Source organism: Candidatus Rhabdochlamydia sp. W815, assembly GCF_018642185.1.
Lineage (GTDB): Bacteria > Chlamydiota > Chlamydiia > Chlamydiales > Rhabdochlamydiaceae > Rhabdochlamydia > Rhabdochlamydia oedothoracis.
Map to the genome: position 1 here is coordinate 1 of NZ_JAAVTY010000023.1, position 15,924 is coordinate 15,924.

18 protein-coding genes are annotated in these 15,924 nt (G+C 36.4%); 17 read left to right on the plus strand and 1 reads right to left on the minus strand.

What is annotated here, in order from left to right; translation table 11 throughout:
* Nucleotides 1-370 precede the first annotated feature (370 nt).
* From murD to RHOW815_RS02940, 16 genes are all read left to right on the plus strand, one after another.
* Nucleotides 371-1,648 (plus strand): UDP-N-acetylmuramoyl-L-alanine--D-glutamate ligase, encoded by a 1,278-nt coding sequence (gene murD / locus RHOW815_RS02865; protein ID WP_215216850.1) that lies wholly within the window; start codon nucleotides 371-373, stop codon nucleotides 1,646-1,648.
* A gap of 5 nt (nucleotides 1,649-1,653) precedes the next feature.
* Nucleotides 1,654-2,289 carry a LysM peptidoglycan-binding domain-containing protein gene (locus tag RHOW815_RS02870; protein WP_215216851.1) on the plus strand — a complete coding sequence of 212 codons (636 nt, stop codon included), beginning with the start codon at nucleotides 1,654-1,656 and terminating at the stop codon, nucleotides 2,287-2,289.
* A 119-nt stretch (nucleotides 2,290-2,408) separates the two neighbouring features.
* On the plus strand, nucleotides 2,409-3,554 hold the full coding sequence (locus tag RHOW815_RS02875) for an FtsW/RodA/SpoVE family cell cycle protein (RefSeq protein ID WP_251368212.1): 1,146 nt from the start codon (nucleotides 2,409-2,411) through the stop codon (nucleotides 3,552-3,554).
* On the plus strand, nucleotides 3,544-4,629 hold the full coding sequence (murG, locus tag RHOW815_RS02880; RefSeq protein ID WP_215216852.1) for an undecaprenyldiphospho-muramoylpentapeptide beta-N-acetylglucosaminyltransferase: 1,086 nt from the start codon (nucleotides 3,544-3,546) through the stop codon (nucleotides 4,627-4,629). Before RHOW815_RS02875 ends, murG begins: the two co-directional genes overlap by 11 nt.
* Nucleotides 4,622-5,968 carry a UDP-N-acetylmuramate--L-alanine ligase gene (gene murC / locus RHOW815_RS02885; protein WP_215216853.1) on the plus strand — a complete coding sequence of 449 codons (1,347 nt, stop codon included), beginning with the start codon at nucleotides 4,622-4,624 and terminating at the stop codon, nucleotides 5,966-5,968. The genes murG and murC overlap by 8 nt, the downstream gene beginning before the upstream one ends.
* Nucleotides 5,969-6,895 (plus strand): cell division protein FtsQ/DivIB, encoded by a 927-nt coding sequence (locus RHOW815_RS02890; RefSeq protein WP_215216854.1) that lies wholly within the window; start codon nucleotides 5,969-5,971, stop codon nucleotides 6,893-6,895.
* A 244-nt stretch (nucleotides 6,896-7,139) separates the two neighbouring features.
* Nucleotides 7,140-7,367, plus strand: a complete 228-nt coding sequence (locus RHOW815_RS02895; protein ID WP_215216855.1) for a KH domain-containing protein — start codon at nucleotides 7,140-7,142, stop codon at nucleotides 7,365-7,367.
* Between the two features lie 98 nt (nucleotides 7,368-7,465).
* On the plus strand, nucleotides 7,466-8,497 hold the full coding sequence (gene miaA, locus RHOW815_RS02900) for a tRNA (adenosine(37)-N6)-dimethylallyltransferase MiaA (RefSeq protein ID WP_215216856.1): 1,032 nt from the start codon (nucleotides 7,466-7,468) through the stop codon (nucleotides 8,495-8,497).
* Nucleotides 8,498-8,676: 179 nt separating this feature from the next.
* A complete protein-coding gene (locus tag RHOW815_RS02905; RefSeq protein WP_215216857.1) occupies nucleotides 8,677-10,377 on the plus strand; it encodes a hypothetical protein in 1,701 nt (566 codons plus the stop codon).
* Nucleotides 10,378-10,386: 9 nt separating this feature from the next.
* A complete protein-coding gene (locus RHOW815_RS02910; RefSeq protein ID WP_215216858.1) occupies nucleotides 10,387-11,052 on the plus strand; it encodes an HAD family hydrolase in 666 nt (221 codons plus the stop codon).
* Nucleotides 11,049-11,648, plus strand: coding sequence for a nicotinate (nicotinamide) nucleotide adenylyltransferase (nadD, locus tag RHOW815_RS02915; RefSeq protein ID WP_215216859.1), 600 nt, complete (start codon nucleotides 11,049-11,051; stop codon nucleotides 11,646-11,648). The genes RHOW815_RS02910 and nadD overlap by 4 nt, the downstream gene beginning before the upstream one ends.
* A complete protein-coding gene (gene rsfS, locus RHOW815_RS02920; RefSeq protein WP_215216860.1) occupies nucleotides 11,645-12,022 on the plus strand; it encodes a ribosome silencing factor in 378 nt (125 codons plus the stop codon). The genes nadD and rsfS overlap by 4 nt, the downstream gene beginning before the upstream one ends.
* Before the next feature lie 129 nt (nucleotides 12,023-12,151).
* Nucleotides 12,152-13,405, plus strand: a complete 1,254-nt coding sequence (gene fabF / locus RHOW815_RS02925) for a beta-ketoacyl-ACP synthase II (RefSeq protein WP_215216861.1) — start codon at nucleotides 12,152-12,154, stop codon at nucleotides 13,403-13,405.
* Nucleotides 13,406-13,408: 3 nt separating this feature from the next.
* Nucleotides 13,409-13,816, plus strand: a complete 408-nt coding sequence (locus tag RHOW815_RS02930) for a bis(5'-nucleosyl)-tetraphosphatase (RefSeq protein ID WP_215216862.1) — start codon at nucleotides 13,409-13,411, stop codon at nucleotides 13,814-13,816.
* The gene (locus RHOW815_RS02935; protein ID WP_215216863.1) at nucleotides 13,800-14,570 is read left to right on the plus strand and encodes a hypothetical protein; all 771 of its coding nucleotides are present in this window, start codon (nucleotides 13,800-13,802) and stop codon (nucleotides 14,568-14,570) included. The genes RHOW815_RS02930 and RHOW815_RS02935 overlap by 17 nt, the downstream gene beginning before the upstream one ends.
* A gap of 9 nt (nucleotides 14,571-14,579) precedes the next feature.
* Nucleotides 14,580-15,113 (plus strand): biotin transporter BioY, encoded by a 534-nt coding sequence (locus RHOW815_RS02940; RefSeq protein ID WP_215216864.1) that lies wholly within the window; start codon nucleotides 14,580-14,582, stop codon nucleotides 15,111-15,113.
* Here RHOW815_RS02940 and RHOW815_RS02945 read toward each other — a convergent pair.
* Entirely contained in the window at nucleotides 15,078-15,296 is a 219-nt protein-coding gene (locus RHOW815_RS02945) for a hypothetical protein (protein WP_215216865.1), read from the minus strand. The two genes, RHOW815_RS02940 and RHOW815_RS02945, sit on opposite strands and share 36 nt — an antisense overlap.
* Before the next feature lie 149 nt (nucleotides 15,297-15,445).
* Here RHOW815_RS02945 and RHOW815_RS02950 point away from each other — a divergent pair, with 149 nt between their 5' ends.
* On the plus strand, nucleotides 15,446-15,814 hold the full coding sequence (locus RHOW815_RS02950; protein WP_215216866.1) for an IS630 transposase-related protein: 369 nt from the start codon (nucleotides 15,446-15,448) through the stop codon (nucleotides 15,812-15,814).
* Nucleotides 15,815-15,924 lie beyond the last annotated feature (110 nt).

The following is a 15,924-nucleotide window of genomic DNA, read 5'->3' on the forward strand; positions in this document are numbered from 1 at the left end:
TTTTAGATACGACTTCTAAGGATATAGAAAGGGTGGAAACTTTACTAAATAACAGACCTAGAAAGGCTCTCAACTTCGAAACTCCACTAGAAGTGTTTACGAGATTATCTACAAACATGCTATGCTCGGGTGCACAATAGATGTTTTTTCAAGTATTTATATGTTCTTTTTTGTGCACTTCAAGGTTGAAAGGGCCAATCTGGAGCTATGTTAATGGGTTTTGAAAGAGGTCTAATAAAAAAACCATGCATCCTAATGAAAATTTATAGTCAATTCAAGATAGGTTCATCTATAGTTTTTAAATCACAAATCTTGTAGTTTTAGTTGAAAATAAGCATAAGCTTTAACCGTTTGGTATTTAGAGGGTTTTATGAAAAGGGCTCTTATCCTGGGACTGGGAAAAAGCGGAAGGGCTGCTGCGGAATTACTTTTATTCCATAAAAAAAACGTATGTGCTTTTGATGATTACTTGGATCTTAAAGAAGCTCTTCGTTTAGAAGAGCTTGGCTTAAAGTGTATTCCCGATTTTGGAGCTATTTGTTGGGAGGAAATAGATCAATGCGTTATTTCACCGGGAGTTAATCCTAAACATGTAATCTATACAACTGCTAAAGATAGGGGTATTTCTATTGTCACAGAGGTAGGATTAGCCCTGCCTTTTATTTCAGCGCCTTTAATAGCGGTGACAGGAACCAATGGTAAAACTACTGTAACTCTAATGGTAGAACATATTCTAAAGGCAAGTGGAATTTATGCAAAAGCAATGGGGAATGTGGGCATGCCTCTTTGTTCTTATGTGCTTGCTCCTCGAAAAGCAGAGGTTCTTGTGGTTGAATTGAGCTCTTTTCAACTGGAAACTTTAGACTCTCCTGTATTTGATCAAGCGGTTGTTCTTAATATTACACCAGATCATTTAGATCGTTATTCTAATATGCAAGCTTATGCTAGAGCAAAGCTACGTCTACAAAATTGTATAAAAGAGAGAGGTTCTTTATTTGTACATGAGAAAGTGGTGGAGCGGTTTGGTTTTCTTTTGGAAAGAAACGAATATAAAACATTAGGTTTTTATCAAAAAGATCTTGAATATTTTTCATCGGTACTATATAGAGAATGTGCAGAGCATGAAAGGGAAAATGCATTAGCAGCTTGGGCTCTTTGTAAACCTTTTGGTATTTCCCACACACAATTTACGAAAGCTTTAACCACATTTTGTAGGCCTCCACACCGATTAGAATATATAGCTTCTATTGCTGGAGTTGATTACTATGATGATAGTAAAGGCACAAATATAGATGCGGTTATTTGTGCTGTACGCGCAATGAAAGGGGAAGTTATCCTGATTGCCGGAGGGGTTGATAAGGGAAGCTCATATGCAGTCTGGAAAAAACCTTTTTCAGGAAAAGTAAGACAAATTATAGCAATTGGCTTAGCAGCAAAAAAAATACAACAGGAACTGCATCCTTTTGTTCCCGTTATATGCGTTGACTCCATGCAAACAGCAGTAATTATGGCAAAAAAGCTTGCCAAGGAAAAAGAGAGCGTCTTACTTTCACCAGGATGTGCAAGTTTTGATATGTTTTGTGACTATGCTCATAGAGGAAAAGAATTTCAGTATCAAGTGCGCTTATTAAGAGATGGGGAGATTTAAGAGTTATGAGTCGTAAAGATACCATTATTATTGCTGTATTGGTTAATGCAGGTTTATTAATTATTTTATTTGCCAGCGCCCTAAAGCCACATATGCATAATACGTGCTATCAGCCAGAACCATTGAAGCCTATTGTAGATGGTTCTCCTAAAAAGGAAGTAGTTATTCAAAAAGGAGATGCTGTAGATCACGCTTTAGAACAATTTGCAAAGCAACGCTTAAATACTGTAGAACAACCTGTAGTCATCCAAAATCCTGTTATTGCAGGAGAACCTAGGCAAGTTGCTATTTTGGAAAATAAAACGGAAAAACTAGCTGGACAAGAGGTTACTATCAAAAAAGGGGATATGTTGGAAAAAATTGCTCGCCAACATCATACTACGGTTCATGAAATTATGCGACTAAATGGGTTGCAAACATCTCATTTGCGTATTGGCCAGATTCTGAAAATTCCTTCTAATCATACCGCAAGCCCTGTTTTGGAAGAGACAACCCAATACTATATTGTAAAAGAAGGAGATAATCCTTCGATTATTGCAAAGAAAAATAATATTAAGCTAGAAATTCTTTTGAATCTAAATGAGATGAGCGAGGAAAAAGCTCGAAAACTACGACCTGGGGATAAATTGCGTATTCGTTAATACACTAGTTTTCTTTCAAATTAAGAATTGCATAACTGAGTTTTTTTGAAAAAGCTGCTCTATCTTGCAAGAATAGGTTATTCTTTTTATAAAAATGTTTATATATTCAACTTCTTAATTTGAATGTAAACGAGTATAGCTTTTGTTTTCAAGGATCGATTTTTATGAATCGTTACGCCTTTATCATGCTCAGCTCTATTTCTGTGCTTTTTGTATTAGGCCTTGTTATGGTCTTTAATACAACCTCTGCACAAATTCTAGATCGTTTTTCAGACCGTAGCCTTTATTATGCATTAGTAAAACAACTTCTCTATGCAGCTATAAGCGCAATAGGCGTGATTGCTATTTGGTCGGTGGGATATCGATCTCTTTTGTCATTGAGTCCATTGCTACTTTTTTTAGGGGTTATAGGTTTAATTCTCGTTTTGGTATTTGGGCCTAAACTCAATGGAGCTCGTCGTTGGATTAGTCTGTTTGGAAATTCTTTACAGCCTTCAGAGTTTGTCAAGTATGTAATCCCTTTGTATTATATCTATGCGGTCACTAAACAAAAAAGCTCTTTGGATTGGCTGCAATTTTTACGCTTGCTAGGTGTTATTTGTATTCCTTTAGGCTTAATCTTAATTGAGCCCGATAATGGAACAGTGGCCATTATTCTCTCTGCTTTAATTGTTTTGTTCATCTTAAGCCAGATTAATTGGGTATACTGGGCACTGCCTTTAGCCATTATTTGCTGTATAGGTGCTGTGGTTGCTTCACAAATGCCTCATGTATCAGATCGATTAAAGATCTATTTACATCCAGAATACGATCTGAAAGGCAAGGGACATCAACCTTATCAAGCAAGAATTGCAGCGGGCTCTGGTAGGTTATTTGGCAGAGGAATCGGAGAGAGTTTACAAAAGCTAGAGTATCTTCCAGAGGCAAGATGTGATTATATTGCAGCCATTTTTGCAGAGGAGTGTGGTTTTATTGGGATGAGTATTCTGATTTTTCTGTATGCTATGGTAGCGTTTTGTGGTTTTGCTATTGCGTTGCAGGTAAAGGAAATCGGTGGGTTTTATCTTGTGGCAAGTTTTACCTTTCTGATTTGTTTTCAAGCTTTTTTAAACCTAGGCATAGTTTCAGGATTATTACCTAGCAAGGGCACGAATCTTCCTTTTTTTAGCCAAGGAGGGTCTTCTTTAATTGCAAATATGCTCGCACTAACCGTTATTATAAAAGTAGCAGAAGAATCTAAACAACAACTGAAAAATGATGATTAAAAAAAAAGTGATAATCGCTGCAGGAGGAACAGGTGGACACCTCTTGCCCGCACAAGAGATTGCTAAAAAGCTGCAAGAAAAAGAGATAGAAGTTCTCTTTGTTGGATCTGGGTTAAAAGAAAATCTATATTTTGACAGAAAGAGTTTTAAGTTTCATGAAATTTTGGCCAAAACACCTTTTCAGAAAGGATTAACCAGATGTTTAGGGGCGCTATATGCTTTACTCAAAGCAGTTGCTCAAAGTTATTTTTTTCTTAAAGGCTTTAAACCAGATCTTATCATCGGTTTTGGCAGTTTTCATGCCTTCCCTATTTTATGTGCAGCAAAATTGCAAAAAAGACCGTTCATGCTATTCGAATCGAATACAGTAGCAGGAAAAGTAACCAGGTTTTTTTCCTCTTTTGCTACTCATACCGCAATTCATCTACCTCTCGCAAAGAAAATCAAGGGGAATCTGATAGAAGTGGCTTGGCCTTTAAGAGTAAAAGAGTCTACTCTATCGCAAGTAAAGGCAAGAGAGCAACTTCAATTAGCTCCTCATCGCTTTACTCTTTTGATTTTTGGAGGTTCTCAAGGAGCATCTGCTATTAATCATTCTGTATTAAGTATTTGCAAGCACTTACTTGCTAAAGAGATACCTTTTCAGATCATCCATTTAGCTGGTAGATCAATATCTGTTGAAGTAGAGCAGTTCTGTAAAAGGCATAATATTCCCGCATCCATTAAAACCTTTGAGAAAAATATGAGCCAAGTCTTCTATGCGGCAGATTTAGCTCTTTGTAGATCAGGCGCTGCTACAATAGCTGAAATCATTCACTACCAAGTGCCTGCAATACTTGTTCCTTATCCTTATGCAACAGAGCAGCACCAAAGAGAAAATGCTTTGTTTCTGGAGCGTCTATCCGCAGCTTATGTAGTTAAAGAGGGAATCGACATGCAAAGAGTAATCTTAGAGTTTTTAGATACATTTTATAAAAATCCAGAATTAGGAGAGCAAATGCGTGTTTCTCTGCAAAATCTCAAGAGTGAAAAAAGAGAAATGAGCGATCTCATTATAGAGACTCTACATGTATAACAAACACTATTATTTCATTGGTATTGGTGGGATTGGAATGAGTGGTTTGGCGTTAATTGCTCTAGAAAAAGGCGCAATGGTTAGTGGAAGCGATACCGTGCACTCTTGCATTACAAGTGGGTTGCAAAAAAAAGGAGCTAAGATCTTTATTGGGCATAAAAAAGAGCAAATTCCTTTAGATGCTGCTGTTGTTTACAGCAGCGCTATTTCTTCTGATAACTCAGAGCTTATGTTTGCAAAATCGCATAAGCTTAGTATTTTGCATAGATCTGATCTACTCGCCTTAATTATGCAGCCTCAAGAAGCTTTATTAGTAACAGGAACTCATGGAAAGACCACAAGTTCTTCTCTTTTAGCTCATATCTTGCTTGAAAAAGAGATGCAGCCAAGTTTTGCAATAGGGGGATTTATCCGTGGTTTAAATGCTAATGCAGGCTATGGAAAAGGGCGTTATTTTATTGCAGAAGCAGATGAGAGCGATGGGTCTTTTTTAAAATATACCCCTTTCGGGGCAATTATCACAAATATCGATCGTGATCATCTTGATTACTGGCAAACAATGAATGGATTGGTTAGGGGATTCCAGAAGTTTATTGACTCAATTATCTCATGGGAGCATTTTTTTTGGCATGGGGATAACCCGTGGTTATCGGAGATTGTAACTAAAGGGTATAGTTATGGGTTTGATAAAAAAAATGCACTATTTATAGAAAGCCATCGTCAAGATAAATGGAGGAATATATTTACTATTTGTTTTGAAAATAAACGTTATAAAGAGATAGAAATACCCATAATAGGTAGGCATAATATACTCAATGCATCTGCAGTATTTGGTCTTTGCCTTAAATTAGGGATGATGGAAGAAAAAATCCGCAGTGCTTTTATGAGCTTTAAGGGGATAAATCGACGTCTAGAGTGTAAAGGAGAAGCAAAAGGGGTCATTTTTTATGATGATTATGCTCATCACCCTACGGAAGTCCTTACAACTTTAAGAGCTATAAAAAATGCAGTAGGATCAGCAAGGATTGTTTTGGCTTTTCAACCTCATCGTTATTCGCGTACCCTGGCTTGTTTAAATGAGTTTGGGGCTGCTTTTGAAGCTGCGGATATAGTGGTTATTACAGACATTTACACAGCTGGAGAGGCTCCTATTAAAGAGATCGATGAAGGGCTTTTATTACGCGAAATTAACAAGGAAATTAAGCGTCCTGCTTATTACTTCTCCCGTAGCAAATTATCTTGTCAGCTTGTAAAAATCCTACAAACAGGGGACTGTCTAATAACTATGGGGGCTGGAGACATCAGTAGCCTATCTTATGATATTATGGAAAATCTTTAGATGATATCTCGATTAAAACTCTCTATACGTTTACCTCTTTCTTATGCAATTGGTTGGATTATTGTTTCTACGCTTCTATGTACAGGAGGGTCTTTTGCTTATCTAAAGCAGTATTTAAAAAAAAAACACCAAAAAGCCTTTAGCTATGACAATCAAATCCACTCCATTATCCAAACAGGTCCCCAAAAAGAAGCTTTGAAAACAGAATATTTAGCGGAACTTTTGCAAATTTCTCGCGATGTTCCAACTAGTATAATTTTTTTTAATGAAGAGCTAGCTAAACAGCGGTTGCTTTCTTCTCCTTTAATCGCTCAGGCAGATGTAAAAGTATTAAAGCCTGCCACTCTTTACATAGATTATACGATTCGTCAACCAGTTGCATGGGTTGAGGACTACGAAAATGTGGTAATGGATAAAGCGGGTTACCCTTTTCCTTTCTATCCTTTTCTTTCTCCTAAAAACCTGCCGTATATCTACTTTGGGTTGTCTTCTTTTGGCAGGCGATCTACGGACCCTGATAAACCCGTTGTGAGATGGAAAGAAGCCATGACCGGTACTTATGTAAATCTGGTTTTTTCTTTGCTTCAACTGATTCATGAAGTGGGATTATCCAATGTGGTACGGATCGATCTCTCTCATGCATTTGCTTCTAGTTGTGGTAAAAGAGAGATTGTTCTAAAAGTGGATAATATCATCTTACAATGGCAAAATGGACTAGAACAACAAATGATTTTTCCTCACCTTCTTCGTTTAGGTACAAAAAATTATAAAGAACAACTTGTGAATTATTTGAATTTAAAGGAGGAATTGATTGAGCAAGAAAAAAAGAGGGTAGTATTACAGATAAACCAGCCCTTTTTACGTCTAAGAGAAAAAGTGATCGATCTGCGTTTATCAAAATTAGCTTTTGTACAAAGTGCGTCTTAAACCTCAGAACGATTACAGCTAGCGCTGTTTTGGTTCGCCTTCTGATCCAAGACGCGAGAAGGTTTAATTTGAGCTTATACTCTTTAATGAGTTCTGTTGGCAAGAGTTCAATTTTTTTTATCCTTTTGAAGGATATTTCTCTTTTATTTTTTAGTGATATCTTATTGAAGCTCAATTAGTATGTTAGCTAAGAATGTGTTTAACCAGATTTTTTCAAATAGTACCATTAGGGATGATTAAAATTATGAAAGAATTTATTGCTTATATTATTAAAAACATAGTTGACTCTCCTGAAGAGGTAAATGTTCAAGTGATTGATAATCAGAAAGAAACCACTGTTGAAGTGAGAGTTTCTGCTCATGATGTGGCTAAAGTAGTAGGTAGACAAGGACGCACGATTCGTTCTTTAAGGATTATTGCTGGCGCTATTGGTGCGCGTTTTAACTGTCGCGTGCGAGTAGAGGTTCTTTGATTTGATCTTAGAATTTAAGCGATTCTTTTGCATGCTTTCAAAAAAAAGAGGTGTGCTAACTTAAGAAAGTCGCAATATGAGTTACAAAGAGAGTAGATGTGGGCACTGTAGGTATTTGTGAAGATAAAGAACTCCAGCTTTTATTAACGCAGTTTCCCTTAGAGCAAACCCATAAATTGATTCCAAGGTCTCAAAAGAAAAAGGTAATTATTATTGCAGGGCCTACTGGAGTGGGTAAAACCGCATTATCTTTATTAATTGCTAAGGCAATTGGCGGTGAAATCATTTCAGCAGATTCTATGCAAGTTTATCGAGGGATGGATATTGGTACTGCTAAAGCCAGTTTAGAAGATAGAAGCGAAGTTATTCACCATTTGATTGATAGCCGATGTTTAGATGAAACATTTAATGTGGTAGAATTTTGTAAGGAAGCAAATTCAGCAATTAAAGAGATTCTGGATCGAGGAGCTGTTCCCATTATAGTCGGCGGAACCGGTTTTTACATCCATTCCTTAATCTATGGCCCTCCTAGTGGTCCTTCATCTAAACCGGACTTAAGGGCAAAACTAGAAATAGAGATGGATACCCTCGGTACAGAAGTGCTTTACGAACGTTTAAAAACATTGGATCCAGATTATGCAATGACTGTTACATCGAAAGATAGACAAAAAATTGTGCGTGCTTTAGAGATTATTTCTGTGACTAAAAATAAGGTATCAGCCCTGCTACCGGTTATTTCAGAATTATCAGAGACATATGATTTTCGCTGTTGGTTTTTATACATGCCAAAAGAGATCCTGTATCCTAGAATTGAAAAAAGATGCGATGAAATGCTGCAAAAGGGATTTGTTGAAGAGGTAAAGCAGCTAGAATTGCAAGGATTAAGCAAGAATCAAACCGCTTCCCAAGCAATTGGTTATCGTCAATGCTTAAGCTATTTACAATCATCTAAAACACAAGAAGATTTGCAGCAATTTATTACACTTTTTAAGCAATCTTCAAGAAGATATGCTAAAAGACAATTCACCTGGTTTCGTAAGGAGCCCTTATTTCGCTGGCTGAACCTTAACAAAGTTTCAGTAGAAATAGCGGCTGAAATAATCATTAGAGATTATGAACAAAGCTTTTAAATTTTTTACTTTTTTTATATACAAAAAAAAATACTAAATAAGCTATTTTGTTATTTTTTGCAAAATAAATTTGTTAATGACAGGTTCATCCTTCACCAAAAAACTAAGATGATTTAGTATTTTTCTGTTTATAACTTTAAAACCAATTTTTTCTGAAACAGAACACAACCATCAGTACAATGAATTCAGATCACGATATGAAAGGCGAATCCGGAAAGAACTTCAGCAATGAAAGTATTGCTGAACTTACTGCGAAGCAGAAACAAAGCGAAAAAGATAATTCTCAAGGAGACGTGTCTGATGCTTACCCAAACGATATGAATGAAAAAAATAGTACCCATTCATTAATAGAGTTTCTCGAGCAATTTCACGGTGAAATACATATTGAAAAAAAGATCCGATTAAGTCTGGAATTTATGCGTCAAACCTTATCTCAAGGAAGTTCTCCTCGCTTTAAGGATTTTTGGGAAGTTAGAAAAATTTGTCTTTCTTTATTCAAGGAAGATATGCCTATCTCAATTCGTGCTGATTTATGGAATTCTTATATTGAGCTTGCTTCAGAAGCAAAGCAATTAAAGGAAATTGTAGATCAGCAGTCAGCGTTTGCGGTTGAACAAATTGAATTAGCCATTCAAGCACTAGAAAAAGATGTAGCAGACATGAATGTAGTGCTTGAGCTGATTGCAGATGTTGTAATCTCTGAAGAATGTTTTTCTCTCCAAAAAAATAGAGAGCTTTATGCGACTATTCAACGCGAATTGCAATTATTAAATGCATTAGCTGTAAAAATTAACTCTTTGCGTAAAGAGCTTCTTAAAACAGAGATGCGCATTCGCATAAAAAATAAACTGCTAGAAAGGTTATCTTTATGTGGAAATCAAGTTTTTCCTAGGCGTAAAGAACTAATCAAGCAAATTTCTGAGCAATTTAGTCAAGATGTAGAGTGTTTTGTATATTCTCAATTCCGTGAAAAAGAGCTGACACAGATCCCGGGATATGTTTTAAGAAAAGAAATTAAATATTTACAGCAAATTGCTAAAGTTTTGACACTAAATACCCATGTTTTTACTGAAACGCGTGTTAAGTTAAGTACTTGTTGGGATGAGATCAAAAATTATGAAAAAGAAAGAAAAAAAGAAACCCAAGAGAAAAAACTGCTCTTTAAACAAGGGTTTGATCAAGTAGCAGAAAAAATCCAGGCATTTGTAGCTTCTGTTAATGAAGAAACATCGCTTCAAGAATGTGATCGACAAATCACGGAAATCCTGGCCTTCATAAAAACTGTTTTATTGGGACGAGAAGAAGTGCAAATGCTTAAAGAGCAATTATATAATGTAAAAAAGCCTATTTTAGAAAAAGCCCGTGAAGCAGAAAAAATACACACGCAAAAACTGCAAGAAAAAGAAAAAGAAAAAAAAGATCGTTTAGAAAAACTTAGCTGTGACTTGAAGAATTTGATACAACAAGCCAGTGAGTTAAGTCTTGAGCAAATAACTTTGCAGAATAAGGCTTTGGAAGAAACTTTTCAACAGAATCGGTGGAAACAATCTGAAAAGCAAATGTTAGAGAGGCTTTTTAAGCAGGTTAAAGATCTAATTAATGATAATAAAGAAAAAACCCTGATGTTGTTATCAGAAGATGATCAAAAAGCTCTTGCGCAATTACAGATTATTCTTTTTGAAAAGAAAAATAGGTGTAAGGAATTAAAAGACCAACTAGAGCAGTATCGTAAACTATTAGGAGGTTCTGGCCTTGACTTTGAAAAAACAATCATGTACAGAGAGCTAGTGGAAACCGATAAAAGTGTTTTGAAAAAAATTAACACTTCCATTCTTGATATAGAGAAAAAAATAAAAAAGATAGCGGAGATGGAGATTTGACAGAAGTCAATGCTTAATCTAAATAAGAACTGGATGCATTTAAGCGTATTTGATTTAGATTACACTTTAACAACCTGTAATTGCAGCTTGGCTTTTTGTCGCTATTTAATTAGACAAAACATGTTAAGCTATAATCATTTATTTTATGCTGTCTATTCTTATTTTCGTTACTATATACTGGAAAAAAATTTGCTTGAGTTACATCGAGCAGTTTTTTTTCAGACGTTATCCGGACGTCAGTTATCCCTATTAGAGCAAGCAGCTGATTTATTTGTTGAAGAATATTTTAATCAGCTGCTTTATTTACCATCTGTTGCTCATTTAAAGCTGGCTCAACACTTAGGGCATTATACTCTTCTTTTATCAAACTCTCCTGATTTTTTAGTTAAAAAGTTTGCTTTAAAGTTAGGGTTTCATGCTTGGAAAGCAACTGATTATGCAATTGATGCTGAAGGAAAACTATCCGCTGTTGGCTTTGTTCTAGCAGGCAAGCAGAAAGCTTTTTATATGTTAGAATTAGCTCAAAAGCTCTGTGTTGATCATAAAAATATCACAGCTTACTCGGATAGCCATTTAGATTTACCCTTTTTAGAAGCTGCAGGAACAGCAATTGGTGTCAATCCCGATCGGGTGCTTAAGAAGGTTGCTGATAAAAATGGATGGGCTATTCTTTGAGAAAGCAAAAAATTGGTTTATTTGGTGGCAGTTTTGATCCTTTTCATTTTGGCCATTTAAATCTGGTGATTAATTTGTTAGAATACGCTCATCTAGACCAGGTTTTCATTTGTCCTGCCAAAAGTACTGCTTTTAAAACCCCTGATGCTTCTATAGAACATCGCATTCACATGCTGCAGTTGGTGATTGAGAAGGTTCCCTCATTTGCTTTACTAGACTGGGAAATTCAAATGCAGGAACCTTATACGATAGATACGGTCGAGAGGTTAAAAAAAAGAGGGGAAATAGATCTTTTTCTTTTGTTGGGAGAAGATCTTTTACCCAACTTACATCTTTGGCATCGGATAGAAGAGCTTTTACATCTTGTGACTCCCTTAGTCGCTTCGCGGTTTGTCGCATCTCAACTAATCGATCTTAAGTTGTCTTCTCAAGCAAAGATCAAACTGGGAAAGGGATTTATAAAAATTCCTTTAATGGAAATTAGTGGTAGAATGACACGCCAGCGTTTACAACAAAGAAAATTTTGTAAACATCTTGTACCTGCAAAGATACTAGACTATATTCAATTAAATCACCTATACTCTTCAAAGCTATGAACACTCAAGAAATTCCTCCCTATCTTAATCAAATTGCTCAGATTATTTTTGATAAAAAGGGCAGCAATATTTTAGCGCTTGATATAAGAGGCATTAGCTCGCTTGCTGATTTTGTCATTATTGCAGAAGGCAATGTAGATAAACATGTAAGTGCTATTGCAAGCACTATTGTTGATGAACTGAAGAAAGCAGGTCTAAAGCCCTCTTATATAGAAGGCTTGCAGAACGGCGATTGGGCTATTATCGACTACTTAGATACCATGGTTCATATTTTTGAGCCTGGATTAAGGGAGAGATACCGTTTGGAGGATTTATGGAACAAGGGCTCTATTATAGATTTAAAAATAAATATTGAATCAGATAAGCAAGCTTAAAGTTCTCAAAAAAAATTTTTACTATCTTTTTAATAAATCTCTATTAATATAAGCTACCTCTTGTTTCTCAAGTTGCAGAAATTAACCTGTTTTGTATATCCTAACTGCTTATTTTATAGGGAGCTTTTTATGGCGAAAAAACGGGTTGTTGTGACAGGAATGGGTCTTGCGTCTTGTTTTGGCACAGATGTAAGGACATTTTATCAACAGCTTCTAGCAGGAAAGAGCGGGGTTATCCCTATTGAAGAATTTCCTTGTCAAGACTACCCCACTAGATTTTCTGCTAGCATTCGCAATTTTGAAGTGGGTGATTATTTAGATAAAAAACAAGCAAGACGGGTTGATCCTTTTATTCGCTATGCAATTGTAGCGGGAAAGAAGGCTCTCCAACAAGCACAGCTCTTAACACCTGAACTGTTATCAAAGCTGAATAAACAACGCTGCGGTGTGGTTGTAGGCTCTGGTATGGGTGGAATGCATATGTTTTATAATGGCACCCAAACCCTTATAAAAGAAGGTTTTAAACGTCTTACACCTTTTTTTGTTCCTTTCATTATTACCAATATGGCTGGTGCTTTACTGGGAATTGAATTGGGTTTTATGGGACCTAATTACTCCATTTCTACGGCTTGTGCCACAGCTAACTATTCTATTCATGCAGCAGCAGAGCATATTTTTCGTGGAGAGGCGGATCTTATGTTATGTGGGGGAACAGAGGCTCCCATTAATCCGATTGGAGTAGGTGGATTTGTGGCTTGTCATGCTTTATCAAAATACAATGAAGATCCTCAAAAAGCTTCTAGGCCTTGGGATAAGAAAAGAGATGGATTTGTTGTTGGAGAAGGAGCGGGGATTTTAGTTTTAGAGAGCTTAGAACATGCTTTGGCAAGAAATGCACCTATTTTATGTGAGTATCTAGGGGGAGCTATTAATTGTGATGCCTTTCATATGACATCTCCTCGGGAAGATGGATGGGGAGTTCAGTTGTGTATGAAACAGGCAATTAAAAATTCCGGTATATCAAAAGAGCGGATTAACTATATCAATGCACACGCAACGTCTACGCAAGTAGGAGATTTATGTGAGATACGGGGGATTAAACAAACTTTTGGATCACATGCTGCAAATATTAAAATAAATGCTACTAAATCAATGATTGGGCATTGTCTTGGTGCAGCAGGGGGAATTGAAGCGGTAGCTCTGATTGAGCAGATGCGTCAAGGAATGTTACATCCTACCATTAATTTGGAAGAGCCAGAAGAAGAAGTCCAAGATTTAGATATTGTTGTAAAAGCCACGCCCCATAAAGTGACTGCAGCGCTTAGTAATTCTTTCGGCTTTGGTGGGCATAATTCCAGTTTAATCTTTGCTCCTTATTATTAAACGATGATCACCTCTTATGGAATTATCCCTTTTCGCAAATTAAAAGGAAAATGGCAAGTATTGTTGATTCAACATCTAAATGGACAGCATTGGGGCTTCCCAAAAGGCAGAGCTGAAAAAACAGAAACAGCGCAAAAGACCGCTATTCGTGAATTAAAAGAAGAGACTGGTTTACGTGTTCGGCAACTTCTTTCTCTAAAGCCTTTTACAGAAAGCTATTCTCTTCAAGAGAAGAGCAAGATCGTTGGTTATTTTCCAGCTCTTGTAACAGGAGTCTTGGAATGTCAGCCAAATGAGATTGTGCAAGCAAGGTGGTTTGATTTAGATGAAGCGATGAAGCAAATCTCCTTTCCAGAATCGCAAAATGTTTTTAAGCAAGCAAGGAAGTATCTTGATGGATATATTACGTAAGTTGGTTTCATGGATAAAAAAGCCTACTCAAGAGAGTATCCAGGTGTTTGTGCGTTATTGTCACTATTCAAAAATAAGCGCACATAAAGAGAGATATCGCTCTTTTGACAGGGAGCTTTGCTTAGCTAATTTACTAGACACAATCGATGATCCTAAGATTGAAGTGACTTTTTTGCTCGATGCTTCTCACCCTTGCGAAACGCCGCACTTTATTCATAAGCAAAAAAGATTTCCTGTGATTGAAATGCAAGGGGGAACCGAAACAGCTTCCTTCTTATGGATGCTCGATTATGTAGCTTCGCAAAAGTTTTCCGATCGGACGATTATCTATTTTTTAGAAGATGATTATATCCACCGGCCTCATTGGTGTAGAATATTGCGAGAATCTTTTACTCTACCAGGGGTTGACTATGTCACTCTATATGATCATAAAGATAAATATTTCCTGCCTGAATACCAGAATTTATCTGCAAAAATTTTCCATACCAATTCCTGCCATTGGCGTACCACACCTTCTACTACCAATACCTATGCAATGAGGTATAAAACCTTAATCAGAGACATAGAGGTTCATAAGAGTTTCTCTTTGAATCGGAGCATTAGTGATGATCATGGTAAATTTCTTAAGCTAAATGAACAAGGGGCTGTTTTAATTTCAGCTATGCCTGGATGGGCAACTCATGCTGAACCTAAATACGCTTCCCCTTGCACTGATTGGGAGCTGGTTTTATCACATACTAAAAAGCCAAATTAGGAGGCTTCTATGAATACAATAAGCATACCGCTTGAAACAAAAAATTATGCACAAGAAGCACTTATTATATTGGGAATGAGTTTTTTAATTGCATTAGCTGCGCCTATTTCTATTCCCCTTCCTTTTACTCCCGTCCCCATCGTATTGCAGAATACTCTGATCCTAGCGCTTTCTGTGCTATTCGGGGCAAAAAGAACAATGTTGGCTGTAATAGGATTTTTATTGCAGGGAGCTTTAGGATTTCCTGTATTTGCAACTTGTGTAGGAGGATTCTCTCGTTTATTAGGCTCTAATGCTGGGTATCTCTTAGGATATATAATAGCTGCAGGAGTAGTGGGTTTTTTAAGTCGCTTTGCGTCTAAAAACAACCTCTTTTGGATCTTATCGATAGGAGATGGAATTATTTATCTATTTGGGGCTATTTGGCTTGCAGCTTTTATAGGATGGACACAAGCTATAACCTTAGGAGTTCTTCCTTTTCTATGTGGAGATGTTATTAAGCGCTTACTAGCTATTAAATGTATTCATTTTTTGCGTAAATAAGCGGCTGGTTTTTTCAGAGGCTTTATTAGCTTTAAGTTGGGAAAAATGCACTTTCCCTGCTGTAAAAGTACGGGGGATTTTTCTGGTAACTTTCCTAACTTTATCTCTTGTTTGCATAAGAGAAGAGCTTATTCCTCTATTGTAATCATTTGGTTTAGAAGGGTTTCTATGTCCTATTTTCATATAAACTCCGGATTTTAAGTGTGTAATCTTTAATTAACTTAATTTAGGAGTTTTTTTAAATGATTTTTTTTAATGAGAGATATAGTTATTTAAAATATTATTGATAAAGTTGTATATTTTTCTCCAACAAAATATATGGAGGTAGAGAAATGCCTAAACCTTATTCAATGGATCTAAGAAAACGAGTGCTTCAATACCTAGAAGAAAATAACGACAAAATGAAGGCCAGCCAGCTATTTCAAGTTGGGATTGCAACTGTCTACCGATGGGTAAAGCGTAAGAAACAAAGAGGAAACGTAGAACCTCTAAAAAAGAAAAGCACTTATAAGAAAATTGATGATCAGAGATTAATCGCTTATGTAGAAAAAAACCCCGATCATTTTTTATCAGAGATTGCAAAGCATTTTGGTTTGACTTTGCAAGCAATCTTTTACGCTTTGAAAAGACTCAAGATCACAAGAAAAAAAAGATTGCGTTTTATAAGGAAAGGAATGCGGAAGCAAGAGCGGAATATCTAAAAAAGATAGAAGCAATTTCTCCTGAAAAAAGGGTCTATTTGGATCAGAGCGGAATCAGTCAATATGTGCATAGGCAATATGCGAGGAGCGCGAGGGGAAAACAAATATTT

Coding starts and splice junctions, on each gene's coding strand:
- RHOW815_RS02870 (WP_215216851.1), top strand. CDS start 1,654: ATGAGTCGTAAAGATACCATTATTATTGCTGTATTGGTTAATGCAGGT.
- RHOW815_RS02935 (WP_215216863.1), top strand. CDS start 13,800: ATGGATATATTACGTAAGTTGGTTTCATGGATAAAAAAGCCTACTCAA.
- RHOW815_RS02945 (WP_215216865.1), bottom strand. CDS start 15,296: ATGAAAATAGGACATAGAAACCCTTCTAAACCAAATGATTACAATAGA.
- RHOW815_RS02930 (WP_215216862.1), top strand. CDS start 13,409: ATGATCACCTCTTATGGAATTATCCCTTTTCGCAAATTAAAAGGAAAA.
- RHOW815_RS02950 (WP_215216866.1), top strand. CDS start 15,446: ATGCCTAAACCTTATTCAATGGATCTAAGAAAACGAGTGCTTCAATAC.
- fabF (WP_215216861.1), top strand. CDS start 12,152: ATGGCGAAAAAACGGGTTGTTGTGACAGGAATGGGTCTTGCGTCTTGT.
- RHOW815_RS02895 (WP_215216855.1), top strand. CDS start 7,140: ATGAAAGAATTTATTGCTTATATTATTAAAAACATAGTTGACTCTCCT.
- rsfS (WP_215216860.1), top strand. CDS start 11,645: ATGAACACTCAAGAAATTCCTCCCTATCTTAATCAAATTGCTCAGATT.
- murG (WP_215216852.1), top strand. CDS start 3,544: ATGATGATTAAAAAAAAAGTGATAATCGCTGCAGGAGGAACAGGTGGA.
- murC (WP_215216853.1), top strand. CDS start 4,622: ATGTATAACAAACACTATTATTTCATTGGTATTGGTGGGATTGGAATG.
- RHOW815_RS02905 (WP_215216857.1), top strand. CDS start 8,677: ATGAATTCAGATCACGATATGAAAGGCGAATCCGGAAAGAACTTCAGC.
- murD (WP_215216850.1), top strand. CDS start 371: ATGAAAAGGGCTCTTATCCTGGGACTGGGAAAAAGCGGAAGGGCTGCT.
- RHOW815_RS02940 (WP_215216864.1), top strand. CDS start 14,580: ATGAATACAATAAGCATACCGCTTGAAACAAAAAATTATGCACAAGAA.
- RHOW815_RS02890 (WP_215216854.1), top strand. CDS start 5,969: ATGATATCTCGATTAAAACTCTCTATACGTTTACCTCTTTCTTATGCA.
- RHOW815_RS02910 (WP_215216858.1), top strand. CDS start 10,387: ATGCTTAATCTAAATAAGAACTGGATGCATTTAAGCGTATTTGATTTA.